We start from the raw sequence: 16,545 nt of genomic DNA on the forward strand, positions 1-16,545 counted from the left end.
TTGCTCCTCGCCACTGCAGTGAAGGATTACGACTGCTCCGGGTAAACTTGCACCAGTGCCATCTTCGACCGCGATCGTCCACAAAGACGCTTGTGCGCTGGCTAGCTTCAAGCCCAGGCTGAGCAGAAAAAAGAATAGAGCGCTCGTATTTTGAATGAATTTAGGTCTGCCTAACATTGATTTAGGCTAGGCTAAATATAGTGAAGCCGCAAGGGAGTCTGCGTGAAAACTGTTGAAGCAAGTCGAAAGAGCAGCGAATCGATCGACGATTATTTAAAGGCAATCCTCGCTCTCGGCGGCTCCGCGGAACGTCGCGTACAAAGCAAAGAACTTGCCGCGCGACTCTCCGTAGCGCCCGCTTCGATCACAAATATGCTCCAACGCCTTGCTGCGGAACGTCAGCCTCTCGTCGCATACCAACGTCACAAAGGCGTGACGTTATCTGCCGCAGGGAAGAAAAGGGCACTGGAAATTGTGCGACATCACCGGCTCATCGAAACTTTTCTGCACAAAATTCTCGACTACCCTGTGAATAAAGTGCACGACGAAGCCGAACGCCTGGAGCACTTTATTTCGGAAGAGTTTGAAGAACGGATCGCGGCCAAGCTCGGAGATCCGCAGATCGACCCGCACGGCCGCTGTATCCCCCGCCTGGACGGCTCCATGCCGACCGCACATGGCCCGAACTGCCAGTGCGGTAACTGAAGGCCTAAAGGCAGTAGGGAAAGAAGTTAGGAGGCTGCTGGCGTGGCTTCCACGGGAACCTCGGGTGCCAGCAGAGAGACTTCTCCGGCCACAAGGACGCCCGCGCGACGAATCAGCTGATAAACCGTAGCCGCTGTCAGCCGAGTCGCATCATATTCAATGCGAACGGTCTTGTCGGCTTCGTTGAGCTCCATGCTGCGAATACCATAAACTTCGCGCAGCCTGGAGAGCGACATGGCTGCAGCTTCGCTTGGTTGTTCGTCGTATCGGTACAGAATATCTACGGTAGTCACGTGTTGATTCTATCAGCGCCCTGTGGAAAGACCGCTCCGCTAAAATTACGAAGGCCTAATCCTGTTTTACGGAAATGAAAACTGCACACGCAATGAATATCTCCACCCAAGAACTCGCCGCCGATCACACTGAACGCTTTGGTCAACAGGGAACCAGCTTCTCCGCTCCCGCACGCGTCAACCTTATCGGTGAACATACGGACTATACGGGCGGTTTCGTCCTTCCGCTCGCCATCGGGTTCGAGACGACGGCGACGATCAGCCCACGTACTGACCGCAAGGCGGTCCTCTATTCCTCGAACTTTGACGAACAGGTGGAATACGAGCTCGACGCCATGCCACAAAAGGGCCGCGGACACTGGAGCGACTATGGCATGGGCGTCGTCTGGAGCCTGGCAAAAGACGACATCAAGACTTCCGGATTCAATCTATCCGTAGAAGGCAATGTGCCCCTCGGCTCGGGTCTTAGTTCTTCGGCTTCCGTGGAAGTCGCCGTCGCTATGGCGCTGCTCTCTCTCGCAGAGACGGAGATCCCGGGCGAAAAGATTGCCACGCTTTGCCGCCGCGCCGAGAACGACTTCGTCGGTGCGCCGTCGGGCATCATGGACCAGTTCGTCATCACGAACGCCGTTGCGGAGAAAGCACTTCTCCTCGACTGCCGTTCGCTGGAGTTTTACCTGCTTCCGCTCCGGCCGGACATTCGCATCGTCATCGCAAACTCCATGGTGAAGCACTCCATCGCCGAGGGCGCGTATCGCGATCGCCGCGAAGAGGTTGAGGCCGGTCAGGCTGTTCTCTCCAAGATGAATCCTCAGATCAAGCTTCTCCGCGATGCCACCATGGACGATCTGAAGCAAGCGCGTGGACGCATGAGCGACGCCTCCTATCGCCGCTGCCGCCACATCATCACCGAGAACGCGCGTGTGCTTGAAGCGCGTTCCGCGCTCTTCGGCGGCGACATGCGCAAGTTAGGCGACCTGCTCTTCGCCGCACACATCAGCATGCGCGATGATTTCGAAGCAAGCGCACCCGAGGTAGACAAGCTGGTCGATCTGGCGCGCAGTCTTCCAGGCTGCATCGGATCGCGCATCACGGGCGGCGGCTTTGGCGGCTGCACTGTAAATCTTGTCGAAGCGCAATACGCCGACAACTTCGCCGAGCAATTGAAGCTGCGGTACAAAGACGCGGCCGGAATTGAAGCAGAGATCTACGTGTGTGAGGCTGTGGACGGTGCCGTGGCTCGTGCCAAGGCGGGCGAATGACCTTCGACCTGTCGCAGACGCCGCACCGTCGCTGGAACCCCCTCCGTGGCGAGTGGGTACTCGTCTCTCCGCACCGGACGCAGCGTCCTTGGCAGGGCCAGACCGAAACGACCGCCGCTCCGGTTGTGGCGCAGTACGATCCGACCTGCTATCTATGCCCCGGCAACGAGCGGGCGGGTGGACACCACAATCCGCAGTACGACGCGACCTTCGTCTTTGAAAACGACTTCGCCGCGCTGAAGCCGGATATCCAGGCCTTCAAAAACGACGAAAGTAACGCAGGACTGATCGTGGCCGAGAGCGAAAGCGGCATCTGTCGCGTTCTCTGTTTCTCGCCGCGACATGATCTGACGCTGGCGAAGATGGAAGTCGACGACATCCGCAAGGTGGTGGATGCGTGGACACAACAGCTTCTGGATCTCGGGTCACGCGAAAATATCGGCTATGTACAGATCTTCGAAAACCGCGGAGCCATGATGGGTGCGAGCAACCCGCATCCACACGGACAGATCTGGGCGAGCGCTTCAGTTCCTGACGATCCGTCGAAGGAACAGCAGCAACAGTTGGCGCATTTCACGAAGAATGGTAAGACGCTGCTTTCGGATTACCTGGCGCTGGAACTCAAGCTGGCGCAGCGAATCGTGGCCGAGAATGAGCATTTTGTAACGCTGGTTCCGTACTGGGCAGTCTGGCCGTTTGAGGTGATCGTGATCTCGAAGCGCGCCGTAGCCGGCCTCGACCTGCTGACGGAAGCCGAGCGGCTTGGCCTGGCGGAGATGTTGAAGACCGTGACGAGCACCTACGACAAGGTCTTCGACGTCTCATTCCCGTATTCGATGGGTCTTCACGGACGTCCTACAGACGGAGAAGAGCATCCGGAGTGGCACTTCCATCTGCACTTCTATCCGCCGCTTCTGCGGTCGGCGACGGTGCGGAAGTTCATGGTGGGCTTCGAGTTGCTGGGTTCTCCGCAGCGCGACATAACGGCGGAGTCTGCGGCGGAGACGCTGCGGACGGCCCTGAAAAAAATAGCCTCAAGAGAATGAAAAGATAAGGCCCTCAGAGCAGCTCTGAGGGCCCTTTTCTGCTTGCCATTGCCAGCTTACTTATGAGCACTGATCGTTGCTGGCGCGGTTTCATTCGTTTTGACATAGTTGCCGTAGCCGACCACGATGGTCGATCCGATCAGGAGACACACCCCAAGGGTGACGAGCATCTTGGTCCGGCTACGTGTACCGCGCCACTCCTTCAGAAGGACTCCCCAAAGGGTGGCGAAGAGGATGATCGACGCCATGTGCAGGGTCCAGGAAGAGAACTCAAAGTGTCCCATTTTGGTCTGTCCCATGGAGTAAAAGAAGAACTGGAAGTACCAGATCACACCTGCGAGCGCGGCGAGGAAGTAGTTTGCAATCAGCGTCTTAGTGGACAGCCGTAAAAGCGATGGATCAGTGGGATCAAATCCGGCAATAGTGTTTCCGCTAACAGCGGCGGCGCGGAGCGGGTTGCGTCCCGGCTGTCCTACGAACTCGGCGGCGGACTTGTTTTTATAGATCAGAATGCCGGACCAGATCAGGTTGGTGATAAAGCCTCCCCAGAGCACGACGATCAGGACGGGCAGGTTCTGCCAGAGATCGAGGCGTCCGTCGGCAACGAGGTGGGCGCGGGCGATATCGCCGATGGGCTTTCCCGCAGAGAGGCCGACCGAGAAGAAGGCGCTCATAAAGCCCGCGAAGATGGCGACGGCCAGACCGCGGGCAAAGGAGAAGTCCCGCTCTCCGGCGTCTGCCTTTTCTTCTTCAGTAACTTCGTGTTCCTTGAGATATCCCGCAGTGCCGTTGACGGCAATGGCCACAAGGCAGAGGGCGAGTCCCCCGAGGACGATCTGGCCGGATCGGTCGTGCAGTACCGTACCGAAGGTCCCGGCAAAGATCGGCGGCATGAGCGTTCCGAAGAAGGTGCAGAAACCCAGGGCGATGGCGTACCCGAGGGCCAGACCGAGGTAGCGGATGGAGAGGCCGAAAGTGATGCCGCCGACTCCCCAGAGAATCCCCCAGAACATGGCGAGGTAGATAGTGTGGCGGGGCGCTTCCATCAGGATGGTCGCGGTGTGCGGGACAAAGATGCTGCAGAGGACCAGCGGGGCGACGATCCATGCGGCAAAACCCTGGATAAGCCAGTAGACTTCCCACGACCAGCGCTTGATGCCACGGAAGGGAATGAAGTTGGTGGCGGAAGCAAAACCGCCGATCCAGTGGTAGATGACGCCGATGAGCGGATTCGCTCCCATGTATGTTTTCCTTTGTAGACTGCGTGGCGACCATCCTAACGGATGCAGAGTGCTTCAGGGAAATGTACTCTCTATTGAAACGAAGCGAGTTGTGGAGGCTTGGGCTGTGAAGGTCGCATTGTTCATCACTTGTTACAACGACACGCTCTTCCCGGCGACGGGCAAAGCTGTCGTGGAAGTTCTGGAACGGCTCGGACATACGGTGGAGTTTCCCGCAGGCCAGACGTGCTGCGGGCAGATGCACTGGAACACCGGATACCAGGACGAGGCGCTGCCGCTGCTGGAGAGGTTTGTCACGCAGTTTGAACACTCCGAGGCCGTGGTGATTCCATCCTCAAGCTGCGTGGCCATGATGCGCGATCACTACGGCATCATGGCGGAGAAGATCGGCGATCCGCAGTTGATAGACCGGGTGAAAACATTGCTGCCAAGAGTCTGGGAGTTCTCCGAGTTCCTGACGAAGAAGCTGGGCCTGACGGACGTGGGCGCTTACTATCCCCATCGCGTGACGTACCACGCAAGCTGCCATGGTTTGCGGTCGCTGCATCTCGGCGATGGGCCAATGTCGCTCTTACGATCGGTGAAGGGAATCGACCTTGTGGAGATTGCCAACCTGGATCGCTGCTGCGGCTTTGGCGGAACCTTCGCCGTCAAGAACGCGGACGTGAGCAGCGCCATGCTGGCGGAAAAGACACTCGCGGTTCTGGACACTGGCGCGGAGACCTGCGCGGCGGCGGACAACTCCTGCCTGATGCACATCCAGGGAGCGCTGCACCGGCAGAGGACCGGTGTCGCGACGATGCACCTCGCCGAGATTCTTGCGGGAACCGAAGAGACGCACCAATGTTCGATTCACCCAAAGGCGATCGACGGAACCGGGGTGCGCATATGAGCCGCATCCCGCTGGATCCACGCACCGCCCCCAGCTTCCAGACGGCGGCGAAGGTCTCTCTGCAGGACGCGCAGCTTCGCAAAAACGTGAAGCACGCTACCGAGGTCATCCAGGCAAAACGGAAGAAGCTCGTTGACGAGAAAAAAGACTGGCAGGAGCTGCGCGAGGCCGGACGGCAGATTCGCGCGCACTCGCTGGCGCACCTTGAGATCTACCTCGAAGAGTTTGAGCGAAACTTTACGCGCGCGGGCGGTGTGCTGCACTGGGCCCGCGATGCGAAGGAAGCGCAGGAGATCGTCGTTCGTTTGACGAAGGAGATCGGGGCCGACGAGGTCATCAAGATCAAGTCGATGACGACCGAGGAGATCCAGTTGAACCGCGCGCTGGAGGCTGCGGGCGTGAAGGCCTACGAGACAGACCTCGCCGAACTTATTATTCAGCTTGGCGAAGACCAGCCTTCGCATATCGTGGTGCCCGCGCTGCATAAGAATCGAACGCAGATCCGCGAGATCTTTATGCGTGAGATGAATCTGCCTAACCTTGGCGAGTCTCCCCAGGATTTGGCCGATGCGGCGCGAACCTTCCTCCGTGAAAAGTTCCTGCGCGTGAAGACTGGCGTCAGCGGTGCCAACTTCCTGATCGCGGAGACAGGCGGCATCTGCATCGTCGAAAGCGAAGGCAACGGACGCATGTGCCTCACGATGCCGGAGACCCTGATCGCCGTCGTAGGCATCGAGAAGGTCATACCGCGTTTCCAGGATCTCGAAGTCATGCTGCAGATCCTTGCGCGTTCGGCGACGGGCGAGCGGATGAATCCGTACAACTCCATCTGGACCGGTGTCCATAAGGGCGACGGACCGAAGGCGATGCACGTGGTCCTGCTGGACAACGCGCGAACCGACGTTCTGGCTGACGGCGAAGGCCGGCAGACGCTGCAGTGCATCCGTTGCGCGGCTTGCCTGAACGCCTGCCCGGTCTACCGGCAGACGGGCGGCCATGCCTATGGAAGCGTCTACGCCGGGCCGATCGGTGCGATCCTGACGCCGCAGATGATGGGTATGGAACATGCACAGTCGCTGCCGTACGCCTCGTCTCTCTGCGGTGCCTGTTATGAAGTCTGTCCGGTGAAGATCAACATTCCGGAGGTGCTCATCCATCTGCGCCACAAGGTGGTAGAGCGTAGCGGCTGGTGGGCTCCGGAGAAGGTCGCTATGAAGGCCGTAGCCGCAGTCTTCCGGTCCGAAAAACGCTTCCGCGCGGCGCAGCGTCTGGGCCGTATGGCTGGGGCTCCTCTGGTGAAGAAAGAGAAGCAGGTCGAAGGCCTTGTGCAGTTGAAGGGCTCCGACACAACCACGCCGGGATGGATCGGCTGGCTGCCGGGGCTGATGGGTGGATGGACGGACACGCGCGACCTGCAGGCGATGCCGAAGGAGACGTTCCGGGATTGGTGGGAGAAGCGATGAGCGAGGCTCGTGGAATCATTTTGGATCGTATCCGTGCGGCAAAGGGCGCATCGAGCACCTCGTCTGCACAGGAAGCCTACGCGCAGATCTCTCGCACATACCTGCACGGTGGCCAACTCGATCGCGAGGGCATCGTTGACCTGATGGAAGAGCGTCTGCGCGAGTACGATGCAGGCGTCTTTCGTGTGGCGCACGCCGAGGTGGGAGCGATCGTGGCGCGCGTGCTGCAGGCCCGTGGTCTTGCTCGTGTGCTCGTACCTGCGGGTCTGCCTGCGGAGTGGATGCGCGGCTGCGAATTTGTCGTGGACACCGGATTCAACGCCGGAGAACTGGACGGTTTTGACGGTGTTCTGACGACGGCGACAGTCGGCATCGCTGAGACAGGAACGATCGTGCTCCAGAATGCTCCGGGGCAGGGACGCCGCGCGATTACCCTTGTGCCGGACTACCAGATGTGCGTTCTGCGCGTCGACGATCTAGTGGAAACCGTTGTGGAAGCGATGGCTCGGCTGGAGGCGACGAAGGAGTTGGCGACGACGTTCTTCAGTGGACCTTCGGCGACGGCGGACATCGAGATGACGCGCATCAAGGGCGTCCACGGGCCGCGGTTTGTCGATGTGTTGCTGGTGGGGTAAAGCGCGCAGGTGCTAACCCTGGGGCTGTTTGCGTTTGGTGAGAGCTGGATTGGGCTTCCGCATAAAACCCTCCTGAGCCTGCCTGTGCGCAGTTTGCGATCTCAGGAACTTTTTCTGATCGACGGCGAGAGCATACAGCTCCTGTACCCCGACATACGCAACTTTGCTATCAGAAAAGTACACTAAGATCGCCCCGTCCACTCTTTCCACCGAATCAATCGTTATGTCCGCCATACTCGCCTCTGATGTAGAAAGACTAATGAGGATAGGGAAGTGCTGTCTGCCTGATTTTGAAAGCTAGCGCATTTTTTATGCCATGCAAAAAGAGCGCTCCAAAATGGGAATGCGCCTGATTTGAGCACTAGTAGCGTTGTGTCAAATATTCTTGACACTGAATTTCTAAGAGACTAATCTTTCCGTGTCAAATATTTTGGACACGGAGGAAGTGATGGATCTGTCTTATCAGGAGAAACGGATCTGGATGAATCTGGTGGCCGAGGTGGTGGTGTACGCGTATTACTTCGGGCGCGTGCGGCTTTCGGCCCTCACCGTAGGGGAGATGGTGGGGTTGGTCGTGACAATGGTGGTGTTACAGGTGACTTTGCAGACCACGCTGGCTTTGACCGCGAAGCGTGAGGCGATGGATGAGCGCGACCGGGCGATCGAAGGAGTCGCGTTTCGCAACGCCTACTTCGTGCTCGTCATTGGATTGGTTGCGATGATCGCCATGATGTGGTCGTTGAACTCTTCGGGCGTACCGAATGGGGGATTCCTGATGGCGCATCAGTCCGGTTTCTTTGCGGTCAACCTGGTACTGGTGGCTCTGTTTGCTGCCGAGGTGGGCAAACTAGTGACGCAACTGGTGCTGTACCGGAGGAGCGCATGACGTCCAGGATCCGGAATAATATTCGGAATCTGCGGGCGGAGGCGGGTTTGACGCAACAGGAGCTGGCGGATCTGATCGGCGTGACGCGGCAGACGGTGAATGCGATTGAGGGCGATAAGTATTCGCCGACGCTGGAGGCCGCGTTCCGGATTGCGGAGGTGCTTAAAGTGCCGCTGGAAAGTGTTTTTTCGTTTGTGAAGGGGAAGCGGTAGGGTTTTGATCTTGATGTGGTGCGCACCCTGGCGAGCCCAATCTGTAAGGAGAAAAAGCCTCTTCTATTTTTTTTACGCGCTTTTGCCGGGGAAAATGGCATGTCAACCCATCTTTTCAGTCAAAGCAATGAAACGGAAAGAGTTCCGCGTGGCAGAGTTACCTTCCACCATTTAATAAAATAGAAATAGACTTCTGAGTCAAAAGTTGGATCCGTAAACGGAGGCCGGGTGCCCCGTACATCGCGCTTTCTGCGATGTGCGGGAGGATACGGTCTCCGCTTTGGAATGGAGATGGAGTGAAATTTTAGAAGCGGTTCGCGCCGAGCGCGAAGACCTACACATGCGCGATGAACTGCGCATGTATGGGGCACCCCGGTTTATGCGTTCCGCGACCCCGTTCTTTCGCGCAAAGAGCACCCGAAAGGACGGGGGCACTTTTCTTGTTTGTTGATTGTCTTTGACAATCGTTGGGTTGGACGTCTAGTTTGGTGTTGTTTCAATAGGTATCTAGATTCTGATTTGGAGTGGGTGGCGATGGCGAGTGGGCAGGGGTTGGGGAATCGGGCGCAGGAGCGGGTGTTTGCGGCGCTGGATGGATTTCGGATTGAGGTGCCCTCGTGGGGTTTTTCCAATACCGGGACGCGATTTGGAAAGTTTGTGCAGGCTGCGGCCGCGACTTCGATTGAAGAGAAGTTTGCCGATGCCGGTGAGGTCAACAAGCTGACCGGTGCCGCACCGACGGTGGCTCTGCACGTATTGTGGGATACGCCCAAAGGAGTGAAAGACGTCCCCCAGATTCGGCAACTGGAAGAGAAATATGGCGTGCGCGCGGGATCGATCAACCCGAACCTTTTTCAGGATCAAGCGTATAAGTTTGGCGCGATGGCGAATCCGGATGCGGATGTCCGGAAGCTGGCGATCGCTCATCTGTTGGAGTCGGTCGAGATCGGCAAAGAACTCGGTTCGAAGGACGTTTCCATTTGGGACTCGGATGGATCGAATTATCCAGGAACACAGAGCATACGCAAGCGCATTGTGTGGACGGAAGAGGCGCTCGCGGCGACGCACGCGGCCCTTGGTCCGGACCAGCGGATGCTGGTCGAGTACAAGCCCTTTGAACCGGCTTTCTATCACACGGACATCGCCGACTGGGGCATGGCGCTGATGCTGGCACACAAGGCCGGACCGAAAGCCAAGGTATTGGTAGATACCGGCCATCACTACCAGGGACAGAACATCGAGCAGATCGTGGCCTGGTTGCTGCATATGGATATGCTGGGTGGCTTCCACTTCAACGATCGCAAGTATGCGGACGACGATCTGACGCTGGGATCGATCGATCCCTACCAGGTCTTCCGAATCTTCCACGAGATTTTGAGCGAGACCGGACCTGCGGTGAAGGATGTAGCCTTCATGATCGACCAGAGCCACAACCTGAAGGGCAAGATGGAGGCAGCGGTGCAGACCGTGGTCACAGCGCAGGAGATCTACGCGCGCGCTGCTCTTGTAGACCGCGAGCAGCTTGGCGAGTTGCAGGACAAGTGCGACTTGGTGGCTGCGGAAGAGTTGTACCGTGGCTGCTTTTGGACAGACGTTCGGCCGATGGTGCGGGAGTGGAGAGAGGCGCGTGGTCTGGCGGCTGATCCCCTGGCGCAGTTGAAGACGAGCGGTTACGTGGAAGAGGCTGCAAAGGCGCGTGGTGCGAAAAACGCCGGAAGCGTGGCAACCTATGCGTAAGAGACTCTGCGGGCGGGGTAATTCGTGAGCAAGGCGGCGAAGAGGCTATATCTCATACCGGTGTTGTCGAAGGCGCTCGATATTCTCGAGCTGCTACAGGCCGAGGGCGAACCTATGTCGCTGGAGGCACTGCACCGGCGGACGAAGGTGTCCAAGACGACGGTGTATCGCGTCCTGAAAACATTTACGCATCGCGGTTATCTGGCGCGAAGCACGGATGGTCTGTATCGCGTCGTCTCGAAGCCGAAGAAGATGCGCTTCGGTTTCGCGGCGCAGTCTGCGGAGATGCCGTTTTCGATTGCCGTGACGGAGAGCCTGAAGGCTGCGACGGCAGCGGCGGGTATCGACCTGCTGGTGCTGGACAACAAGTACGACGCAGCGACGGCGATTCGCAATGCCGAGGAGTTCGTGAAGGCACGCGTGGACCTCGTGATCGAGTTTCAGGTGGAGCAGGACGCGGCTCCGGTGATTGCGGACAAGATCGCGGCGGCCGGTATTCCGATGATCGCAATCGATATTCCGCATCCGCATGCAACGTACTTCGGCGTGGACAACTATCGCGCGGGACACGAAGCGGGTGGCGTGCTGGCGTACCACGCGCAACGTCAGTGGAACGGCAAGGTGGATTGGGTCCTCGGTCTGGAACTGCCAGAGGCGGGAACGCTGGTGCAGAGCCGGACGACGGGCGCCTTTGAGGCCGTGAAGGCGGCTCTTCCGGAGATCCCGGTGGAGAGCTTTGTGCGCCTGGATGGGCGAGGCATGCGCGAAAAGAGCCGTAAGGTGGTCGCGGATTTCCTGAACCGGCACCCGAAGGACAAGGGCGTTCTGATCGCCGCTGCGAACGATACAAGCGCGCTGGGCGCCCTGGATGCCGTGCGCGAGTTGAAGCGCGAAAAGCAGGTTGCGATTGTGGGCCAGGATGCGATTCCCGAAGCGGTTGCGGAGATTGCGAAGAACAAGTCCGCACTGATCGGTACGGTCTCGCATGAGGCGGCAGGATATGGAACGCGGCTGATTCATATTGGGCTGGCTTTGCTGAGCGGCCAGACGGTGCCTCCGTACAACTATGCGGAGACAAAGCTGGTGACCGCGGAGACGGCGGGGCGGATCTAGTGGGGATTTGAAAAGCAGATTCCTCCGTTGCGCTACGGAATGACGAGGGTCTTGTTTCGATAGGGAAATAGTTGCTGTATCGACATTTTCTATGGAATGATTAAACCGCTGTGACAGGTTCTGTCGCCGGAATTTGATTGGAGTATGGAATGGCTGGCTTGAAGTTTCTGGAAGATCGCTGGGATGAGAAGGTTGCCGCAACGCTGGATGCGCCGGAGCTGTTGCGCTATCGCTCGAACCTTCTGGGTTCTGACCTGCGATTGACGAATTTTGGTGGTGGCAACACGAGCAGCAAGCTCGAGATGACCGATCCCCTCGATGGAACGCAGAAGACCGTGCTTTGGGTGAAGGGTTCGGGCGGCGATCTGGGAAGCATCAAGCGCGCTGGCTTCGCAACGCTTTATCTCGATCGCCTGCTTTCGATGGAAAAGGTCTATCCCGGCGTAGCGCGCGAAGATGAGATGGTGGCTATGTACACGCTGTGTACATTTGGGAATAACCCCGTGGCTGCTTCGATCGACACGCCTCTGCATGGATTCCTGCCCTTCGCGCATGTGGATCATCTCCATCCGGACTGGGGCATTGCCCTGGCGGCAAGTGCGAACGGCAAGCAGAAGATGGAAGAGTTCAACAAGGAGTTTGGACACACCATTGTCTGGCTTCCCTGGCAGCGCCCTGGCTTTGAACTGGCGATGATGCTGAAGCGCGCGGTGGAAGCAAACCCGAAGTGCGATGGCATTGTGCTGGGTGGGCATGGGCTGTTCACGTGGGGCGACACGCAGCGTGAGAGCTACCTGAACACGATTACGATCGTGGATCAGATCGGCCAGTTCATCGAGAAGCATCATCTGAATCGTGGCAAGGAACACTTCGGCGGAGCTCTGCATGCGACGCGTTCCGACCGTCGCGAAGTCGCCCTGGAGATGTTCGCGCATCTGCGTGGAGCAGTAAGCCGCAAGCAGCGCTGGATTGGCAGCTATGTCGATGCTCCGGATGTGATGGAATTTGTAAACTCCGCGCAGGCGAAGGAGTTGGCACATCTGGGTACGAGCTGCCCGGACCACTTTATCCGTACAAAGATCCGACCGATGTATATCGAGTGGGATGCTAAGGGTGATGCTGCAACGCTGCCGAAGCTGATCGACGCTGCTTTGGAGACGTATCGCAAAGAGTACGGCGAGTACTATACGAAGCACGCGCTGAAGGACTCGCCCGCGCAGCGCGACGCGAGCCCGACTGTTGTACTCGTGCCGGGTGTGGGCATGTTTACCTTCGGCAAGAACAAGACCGAGTCACGCCTGACCGGCGAGTTCTACACGAACGCGATCCACGTCATGCAGGGCGCTGGTTCCATGTCGAGTGCCGTTCCATGCACGGACGTTCCCCAGGCTGGACCTGCTGCCGGGCCGGAGGAGTTCACGGTCTTTGAGAACTACGTTGCTCTGCCGCCGAGCGAGGCCTTCCGCATCGAGTACTGGGCCCTGGAGGAAGCAAAAATCCGCCGCCAGCCCGCGGAGAAGGAACTGAGCCGACGCATTGTGATGATCGTTGGCGGCGGAAGCGGCATCGGACGCGAGGTTGCGCTTTTGGCCGCTGAGCGTGGAGCCCACGTGGTCATTGCGGACCGCGATACCGCAGGCGCCGAGAACGTTGCGGAAGAGTGCAAGAAGATCGCCGGTAAGGAAGCTGTGCTCTGGGTGCCGATCGACATTCGCGACCGCGTGGCGATCAAGAGCGCTCTGGCTGCGGCAGTCGAGCGCTTCGGTGGCGTCGATATGGTCGTAAATACCGCTGCGATCTTCCCCTCGTCTCCCGATGGCATCATCAGCGATTCGATGTGGGGTACAACGTTGGAGATCAACGTGACGGCGAACTGGCTGCTCTCGGACGAGGCTTCCAAGGTGCTGCAGGCGCAGGGTCTTGATACGTCGATTGTGCTGACGTCCTCCGCAAATGCCGTCGTCGCGAAGAAGGGAAGCGAGGCCTACGACGTGAGCAAGGCGGCGCTAAGCCATCTTGTGCGCGAGCTTGCTGTAACCCTGGCTCCGATTCGCGTGAACGGAATCTCTCCGGCCACTGTAGTCAAGGGTTCGACGATGTTCCCGCGCGATCGCGTGAAGGCTTCCCTGACCAAGTATGCGATTGCCTTTGCCGAGGACGAGACGGACGATTCGCTGCGGAACAAGCTGGCGGCCTTCTACGCCAAGCGGACGCTGACGCATGTGCCGATCGATCCGAAGGATTGCGCGGAAGCGATCCTGTTCCTCGCAGGACCGAAGACGCCCGTGACCACGGGACATCTGATCCCGGTGGACGGTGGTCTGGTGGAGGCGTATCTCCGGTGAGTTCTTCTGAAGGCGAGCGGGTCAGCAAGTCAGCGGGTCAGCAAGTCAGCGGTTTGACCCATCCGCTTGATGCGCGCGCGCTGATTGCTGTGGATCTTGGGGCCGAGAGTTGTCGAGTCTCTTTGCTGCGCTGGATACAGGGCGACCCGAGCATGCAACTGGTGCATCGGTTCGCTAATGCAGCGAGTCAGCGGGGCAGCGAGTCCGCAAGTCAGCGTGGATTGCGGTGGGACCTCGCGCGGATCGTTGAGGGTGTTGAAGAGGGACTGCGGCGCTGCGTGGAGATTGCCACGGAGGGCATTCGGTCGATCGCTGTGGATGGGTGGGCGGTGGACTATGTCCGCCTCTCGCCCACCGGCGATGCGGTCGCCGATCCCTTTTGCTATCGCGACACACGGTGTGCCGAGGCGGAGATTTCTCTGCATGAACGGATTGCTCTGGAGCATCTGCGTGCGTTGACCGGCGTGCAGATGCAGTCGCTTAACACTGTGTATCAACTGCATGCGGATGCCTTGGCTGGTGAGGCCGGGACGTGGGTGAATCTGCCGGAGTATCTGCTCTATCGTTGGGGCGGAGAAAAGGTCTCCGAACGGACGAATGCGACGCATACCGGCCTGGTCGGTCTGGATGGTGCGTGGTCTCCAGAAATCTTTGCGGCTGCGGGCGTGCGTGTGGAAGATGCTCCGCGCATCGTTGAAGCCGGAACGGTCGTCGGCGAATATTCAGGAACGATTGCGGGATTGCGCGGTGCCCGGTTGATCGCCCCTTGTTGTCACGACACGGCGAGCGCTGTAGCCGGAATTCCTGCGAGCGGTGACGACTGGGCGTATATCAGCTCGGGAACGTGGTCGCTGGTGGGGACGGTGCTGGATTCTGCCTGCTTATCGGATCAGGCGACACAAGAGAATTTCACGAACCTTGGGGCTGCGGGCGGGCGGGTTCTCTTTCACAAGGGCATGCATGGGATGTGGCTTCTCCGGCAGTGCATGGAGGAGTGGAACACGGACGATGTCGCAGGTCTGGTCGCTGCGGCTCATGCGGCTGAAGGGTTTTCGCCAGAAGAATTGATTGCGGTGGAGCATGCCTCACTTGCGCAGCCCGGCGGAATGCCGGACAAGATTCATGCTCTTTGGGATGGTGTTGCCCTGGAACCGGCGCGGATGGCTCGGTTGATCTTCGAGTCGCTGGCGATGCGCTATGCCGAGGTGGTTCGTGGGATTGAAGAGATGACAGGGAAGAAGCTCCGGCGCATCTATGTCGTCGGTGGTGGAAGCCAGAATTTTCTTTTGAACGAACTGACTGCGAAGGCTACCGGGGTGGAGGTTTTGCGGGGCGCTGTGGAGAGTTCTACGGTGGGAAACTTTGCCGTGCAGATGGGGACTCTGGAGGGGGATGTTTCGGCTGGCAGTGTGGCAGGGTGGGCTGAAATCGTTGGACGAGGTGCTTCAGCGTAGTTAATTCTTCATAGTCTAGCCACTTTGTCATCCCATAGCGAAGCGGAGGATCTGTTATTTCTTTCCTGATGCGTCCGGTTTGTGCGCTCTGCGCGACCCCACCCTTTCGCAAGAAGCCGCGAAAGAATGGGGCACAGAGTCAGGGCTTTGCCAGGAGCTTTTCGTAGTCGGTGATTTGCTGGAGGGTGAGGGCGTGCATGTCTTCACCCTTTTGCCATGCTTTGTACCAGGTGACGAGCCACTCCAGGGTAGTGTCGATGTGCAAAGAAGGCTTCCAGCCCAGCTCCGTGCGGGCCTTGGAAGCATCGAGCTTCAGGTAGCCCGCTTCGTGGACACCGGGATCGGGATCGAGTGTCCACTTTGCGCCTTCGCCCCAGAAGTCGGTCATCTTGGCAGCGATGCGGCCAACTGGCCATGCGTCGTCGTCCGCCGGGCCGAAGTTCCAACCGGTAGCGGCGGCGACGTTGCCTTGATAGAGTTCTTCCGCAAGGCGCATGTATCCCCAGAGTGGTTCAAGGACATGCTGCCATGGGCGGATGCTGTTGGGCCGGCGGATACGGACGTCTTCTTTCGCAAGGAAGCCGCGGACAAGGTCGGGGATGAGGCGGTCGTCGGACCAGTCCCCGCCGCCGATGACGTTTCCGGCACGACCGGTGGCGATGCCACAGCGATGCTCGGCAAACTTGCTGAGGTGGAAGAAGCTCTGACGGTAGGCGGCGGTGACAATCTCCGCGCAGGCTTTGGAGGAGCTGTAAGGGTCATAGCCGCCAAGAGGATCGGTTTCGCGATAGCCCCAGACCCACTCCTTGTTCTCGTAGCATTTATCGGTGGTGACCGAGACGACGGCGCGTACGGACGGGCACTTGCGTACGGCTTCGAGAACATGTCCTGTGCCGAGAACGTTGGTGGCGTAGGTGCCAAGCGGGTCGAGATAGCTGAGGCGCACTAGCGGCTGAGCGGCCATGTGGATGACGATCTCGGGAGCGAATTCGATCATAGAGCGCTCGAGATGAGGGCGATCCATGATGTTGCCACGAATGTCTTCGACGACGGTCCCGATGCGGGCGACATCGAGGAGATTCGGGGTGGTGTAAGGATCGAGAGCGTATCCGCGCACTTCCGCGCCCAGATGGGCAAGCCAGAGCGAGAGCCAGCCACCCTTGAAACCGGTATGGCCGGTGAGGAAGACTTTTTTACCGTGCCAGGAAAAGGGGGACTGTGGTGTCATGGTGTCAGGATAACCGTTTGAGCGGAGGAGAGG

15 protein-coding genes are annotated in these 16,545 nt (G+C 58.8%); 12 read left to right on the forward strand and 3 right to left on the reverse strand.

Features of this window, described 5'->3' with window-relative positions:
• The first annotated feature begins 222 nt into the window (after positions 1-222).
• On the forward strand, positions 223-705 hold the full coding sequence (locus ACIPR4_RS07275) for a metal-dependent transcriptional regulator (RefSeq protein ID WP_013568012.1): 483 nt from the start codon (positions 223-225) through the stop codon (positions 703-705).
• Between the two features lie 26 nt (positions 706-731).
• Here the strand turns inward: ACIPR4_RS07275 and ACIPR4_RS07280 are convergent, their stop codons facing one another.
• Entirely contained in the window at positions 732-998 is a 267-nt protein-coding gene (locus ACIPR4_RS07280; RefSeq protein ID WP_013568013.1) for a hypothetical protein, read from the reverse strand.
• Between the two features lie 92 nt (positions 999-1,090).
• Between ACIPR4_RS07280 and galK the strand changes: the two genes are divergently transcribed.
• Together galK and ACIPR4_RS07290 are read left to right on the forward strand one after the other, a co-directional pair.
• Complete coding sequence (gene galK / locus ACIPR4_RS07285) at positions 1,091-2,260, forward strand: galactokinase (RefSeq protein ID WP_013568014.1); 1,170 nt, start codon at positions 1,091-1,093, stop codon at positions 2,258-2,260.
• Positions 2,257-3,306, forward strand: a complete 1,050-nt coding sequence (locus ACIPR4_RS07290; RefSeq protein WP_013568015.1) for a UDP-glucose--hexose-1-phosphate uridylyltransferase — start codon at positions 2,257-2,259, stop codon at positions 3,304-3,306. The genes galK and ACIPR4_RS07290 overlap by 4 nt, the downstream gene beginning before the upstream one ends.
• Positions 3,307-3,362: 56 nt before the next feature.
• On the opposite strand, the gene ACIPR4_RS07295 is transcribed toward ACIPR4_RS07290, so the two are convergent.
• Positions 3,363-4,547: an L-rhamnose/proton symporter RhaT gene (locus ACIPR4_RS07295; protein ID WP_013568016.1), complete on the reverse strand. Its 1,185-nt coding sequence runs from the start codon at positions 4,545-4,547 to the stop codon at positions 3,363-3,365.
• A 106-nt stretch (positions 4,548-4,653) separates the two neighbouring features.
• On the opposite strand from ACIPR4_RS07295, the gene ACIPR4_RS07300 reads away from it, so the two are divergent.
• The 9 genes from ACIPR4_RS07300 (at position 4,654) to ACIPR4_RS07345 (ending at position 15,284) form a co-directional block, all read left to right on the forward strand.
• On the forward strand, positions 4,654-5,439 hold the full coding sequence (locus ACIPR4_RS07300) for a (Fe-S)-binding protein (protein ID WP_013568017.1): 786 nt from the start codon (positions 4,654-4,656) through the stop codon (positions 5,437-5,439).
• Positions 5,436-6,902 carry a LutB/LldF family L-lactate oxidation iron-sulfur protein gene (locus ACIPR4_RS07305; RefSeq protein ID WP_013568018.1) on the forward strand — a complete coding sequence of 489 codons (1,467 nt, stop codon included), beginning with the start codon at positions 5,436-5,438 and terminating at the stop codon, positions 6,900-6,902. Before ACIPR4_RS07300 ends, ACIPR4_RS07305 begins: the two co-directional genes overlap by 4 nt.
• A complete protein-coding gene (locus tag ACIPR4_RS07310) occupies positions 6,899-7,537 on the forward strand; it encodes a LutC/YkgG family protein (protein ID WP_013568019.1) in 639 nt (212 codons plus the stop codon). The genes ACIPR4_RS07305 and ACIPR4_RS07310 overlap by 4 nt, the downstream gene beginning before the upstream one ends.
• A gap of 448 nt (positions 7,538-7,985) precedes the next feature.
• On the forward strand, positions 7,986-8,423 hold the full coding sequence (locus ACIPR4_RS07320; RefSeq protein WP_013568021.1) for a hypothetical protein: 438 nt from the start codon (positions 7,986-7,988) through the stop codon (positions 8,421-8,423).
• Complete coding sequence (locus ACIPR4_RS07325) at positions 8,420-8,635, forward strand: helix-turn-helix transcriptional regulator (protein ID WP_013568022.1); 216 nt, start codon at positions 8,420-8,422, stop codon at positions 8,633-8,635. Before ACIPR4_RS07320 ends, ACIPR4_RS07325 begins: the two co-directional genes overlap by 4 nt.
• Before the next feature lie 534 nt (positions 8,636-9,169).
• Positions 9,170-10,372, forward strand: coding sequence for a sugar isomerase (locus ACIPR4_RS07330; RefSeq protein ID WP_013568023.1), 1,203 nt, complete (start codon positions 9,170-9,172; stop codon positions 10,370-10,372).
• 24 nt (positions 10,373-10,396) lie between these two features.
• Positions 10,397-11,485 (forward strand): substrate-binding domain-containing protein, encoded by a 1,089-nt coding sequence (locus ACIPR4_RS07335; RefSeq protein ID WP_013568024.1) that lies wholly within the window; start codon positions 10,397-10,399, stop codon positions 11,483-11,485.
• Positions 11,486-11,634: 149 nt separating this feature from the next.
• Positions 11,635-13,830 carry a bifunctional rhamnulose-1-phosphate aldolase/short-chain dehydrogenase gene (locus ACIPR4_RS07340; protein ID WP_013568025.1) on the forward strand — a complete coding sequence of 732 codons (2,196 nt, stop codon included), beginning with the start codon at positions 11,635-11,637 and terminating at the stop codon, positions 13,828-13,830.
• Positions 13,827-15,284 carry a rhamnulokinase gene (locus ACIPR4_RS07345; protein WP_013568026.1) on the forward strand — a complete coding sequence of 486 codons (1,458 nt, stop codon included), beginning with the start codon at positions 13,827-13,829 and terminating at the stop codon, positions 15,282-15,284. The genes ACIPR4_RS07340 and ACIPR4_RS07345 overlap by 4 nt, the downstream gene beginning before the upstream one ends.
• A 139-nt stretch (positions 15,285-15,423) precedes the next feature.
• Here the strand turns inward: ACIPR4_RS07345 and rfbG are convergent, their stop codons facing one another.
• A complete protein-coding gene (rfbG, locus tag ACIPR4_RS07350; RefSeq protein WP_013568027.1) occupies positions 15,424-16,512 on the reverse strand; it encodes a CDP-glucose 4,6-dehydratase in 1,089 nt (362 codons plus the stop codon).
• Positions 16,513-16,545 lie beyond the last annotated feature (33 nt).

Source organism: Terriglobus saanensis SP1PR4 (assembly GCF_000179915.2).
Taxonomy (GTDB): Bacteria; Acidobacteriota; Terriglobia; order Terriglobales; family Acidobacteriaceae; genus Terriglobus; species Terriglobus saanensis.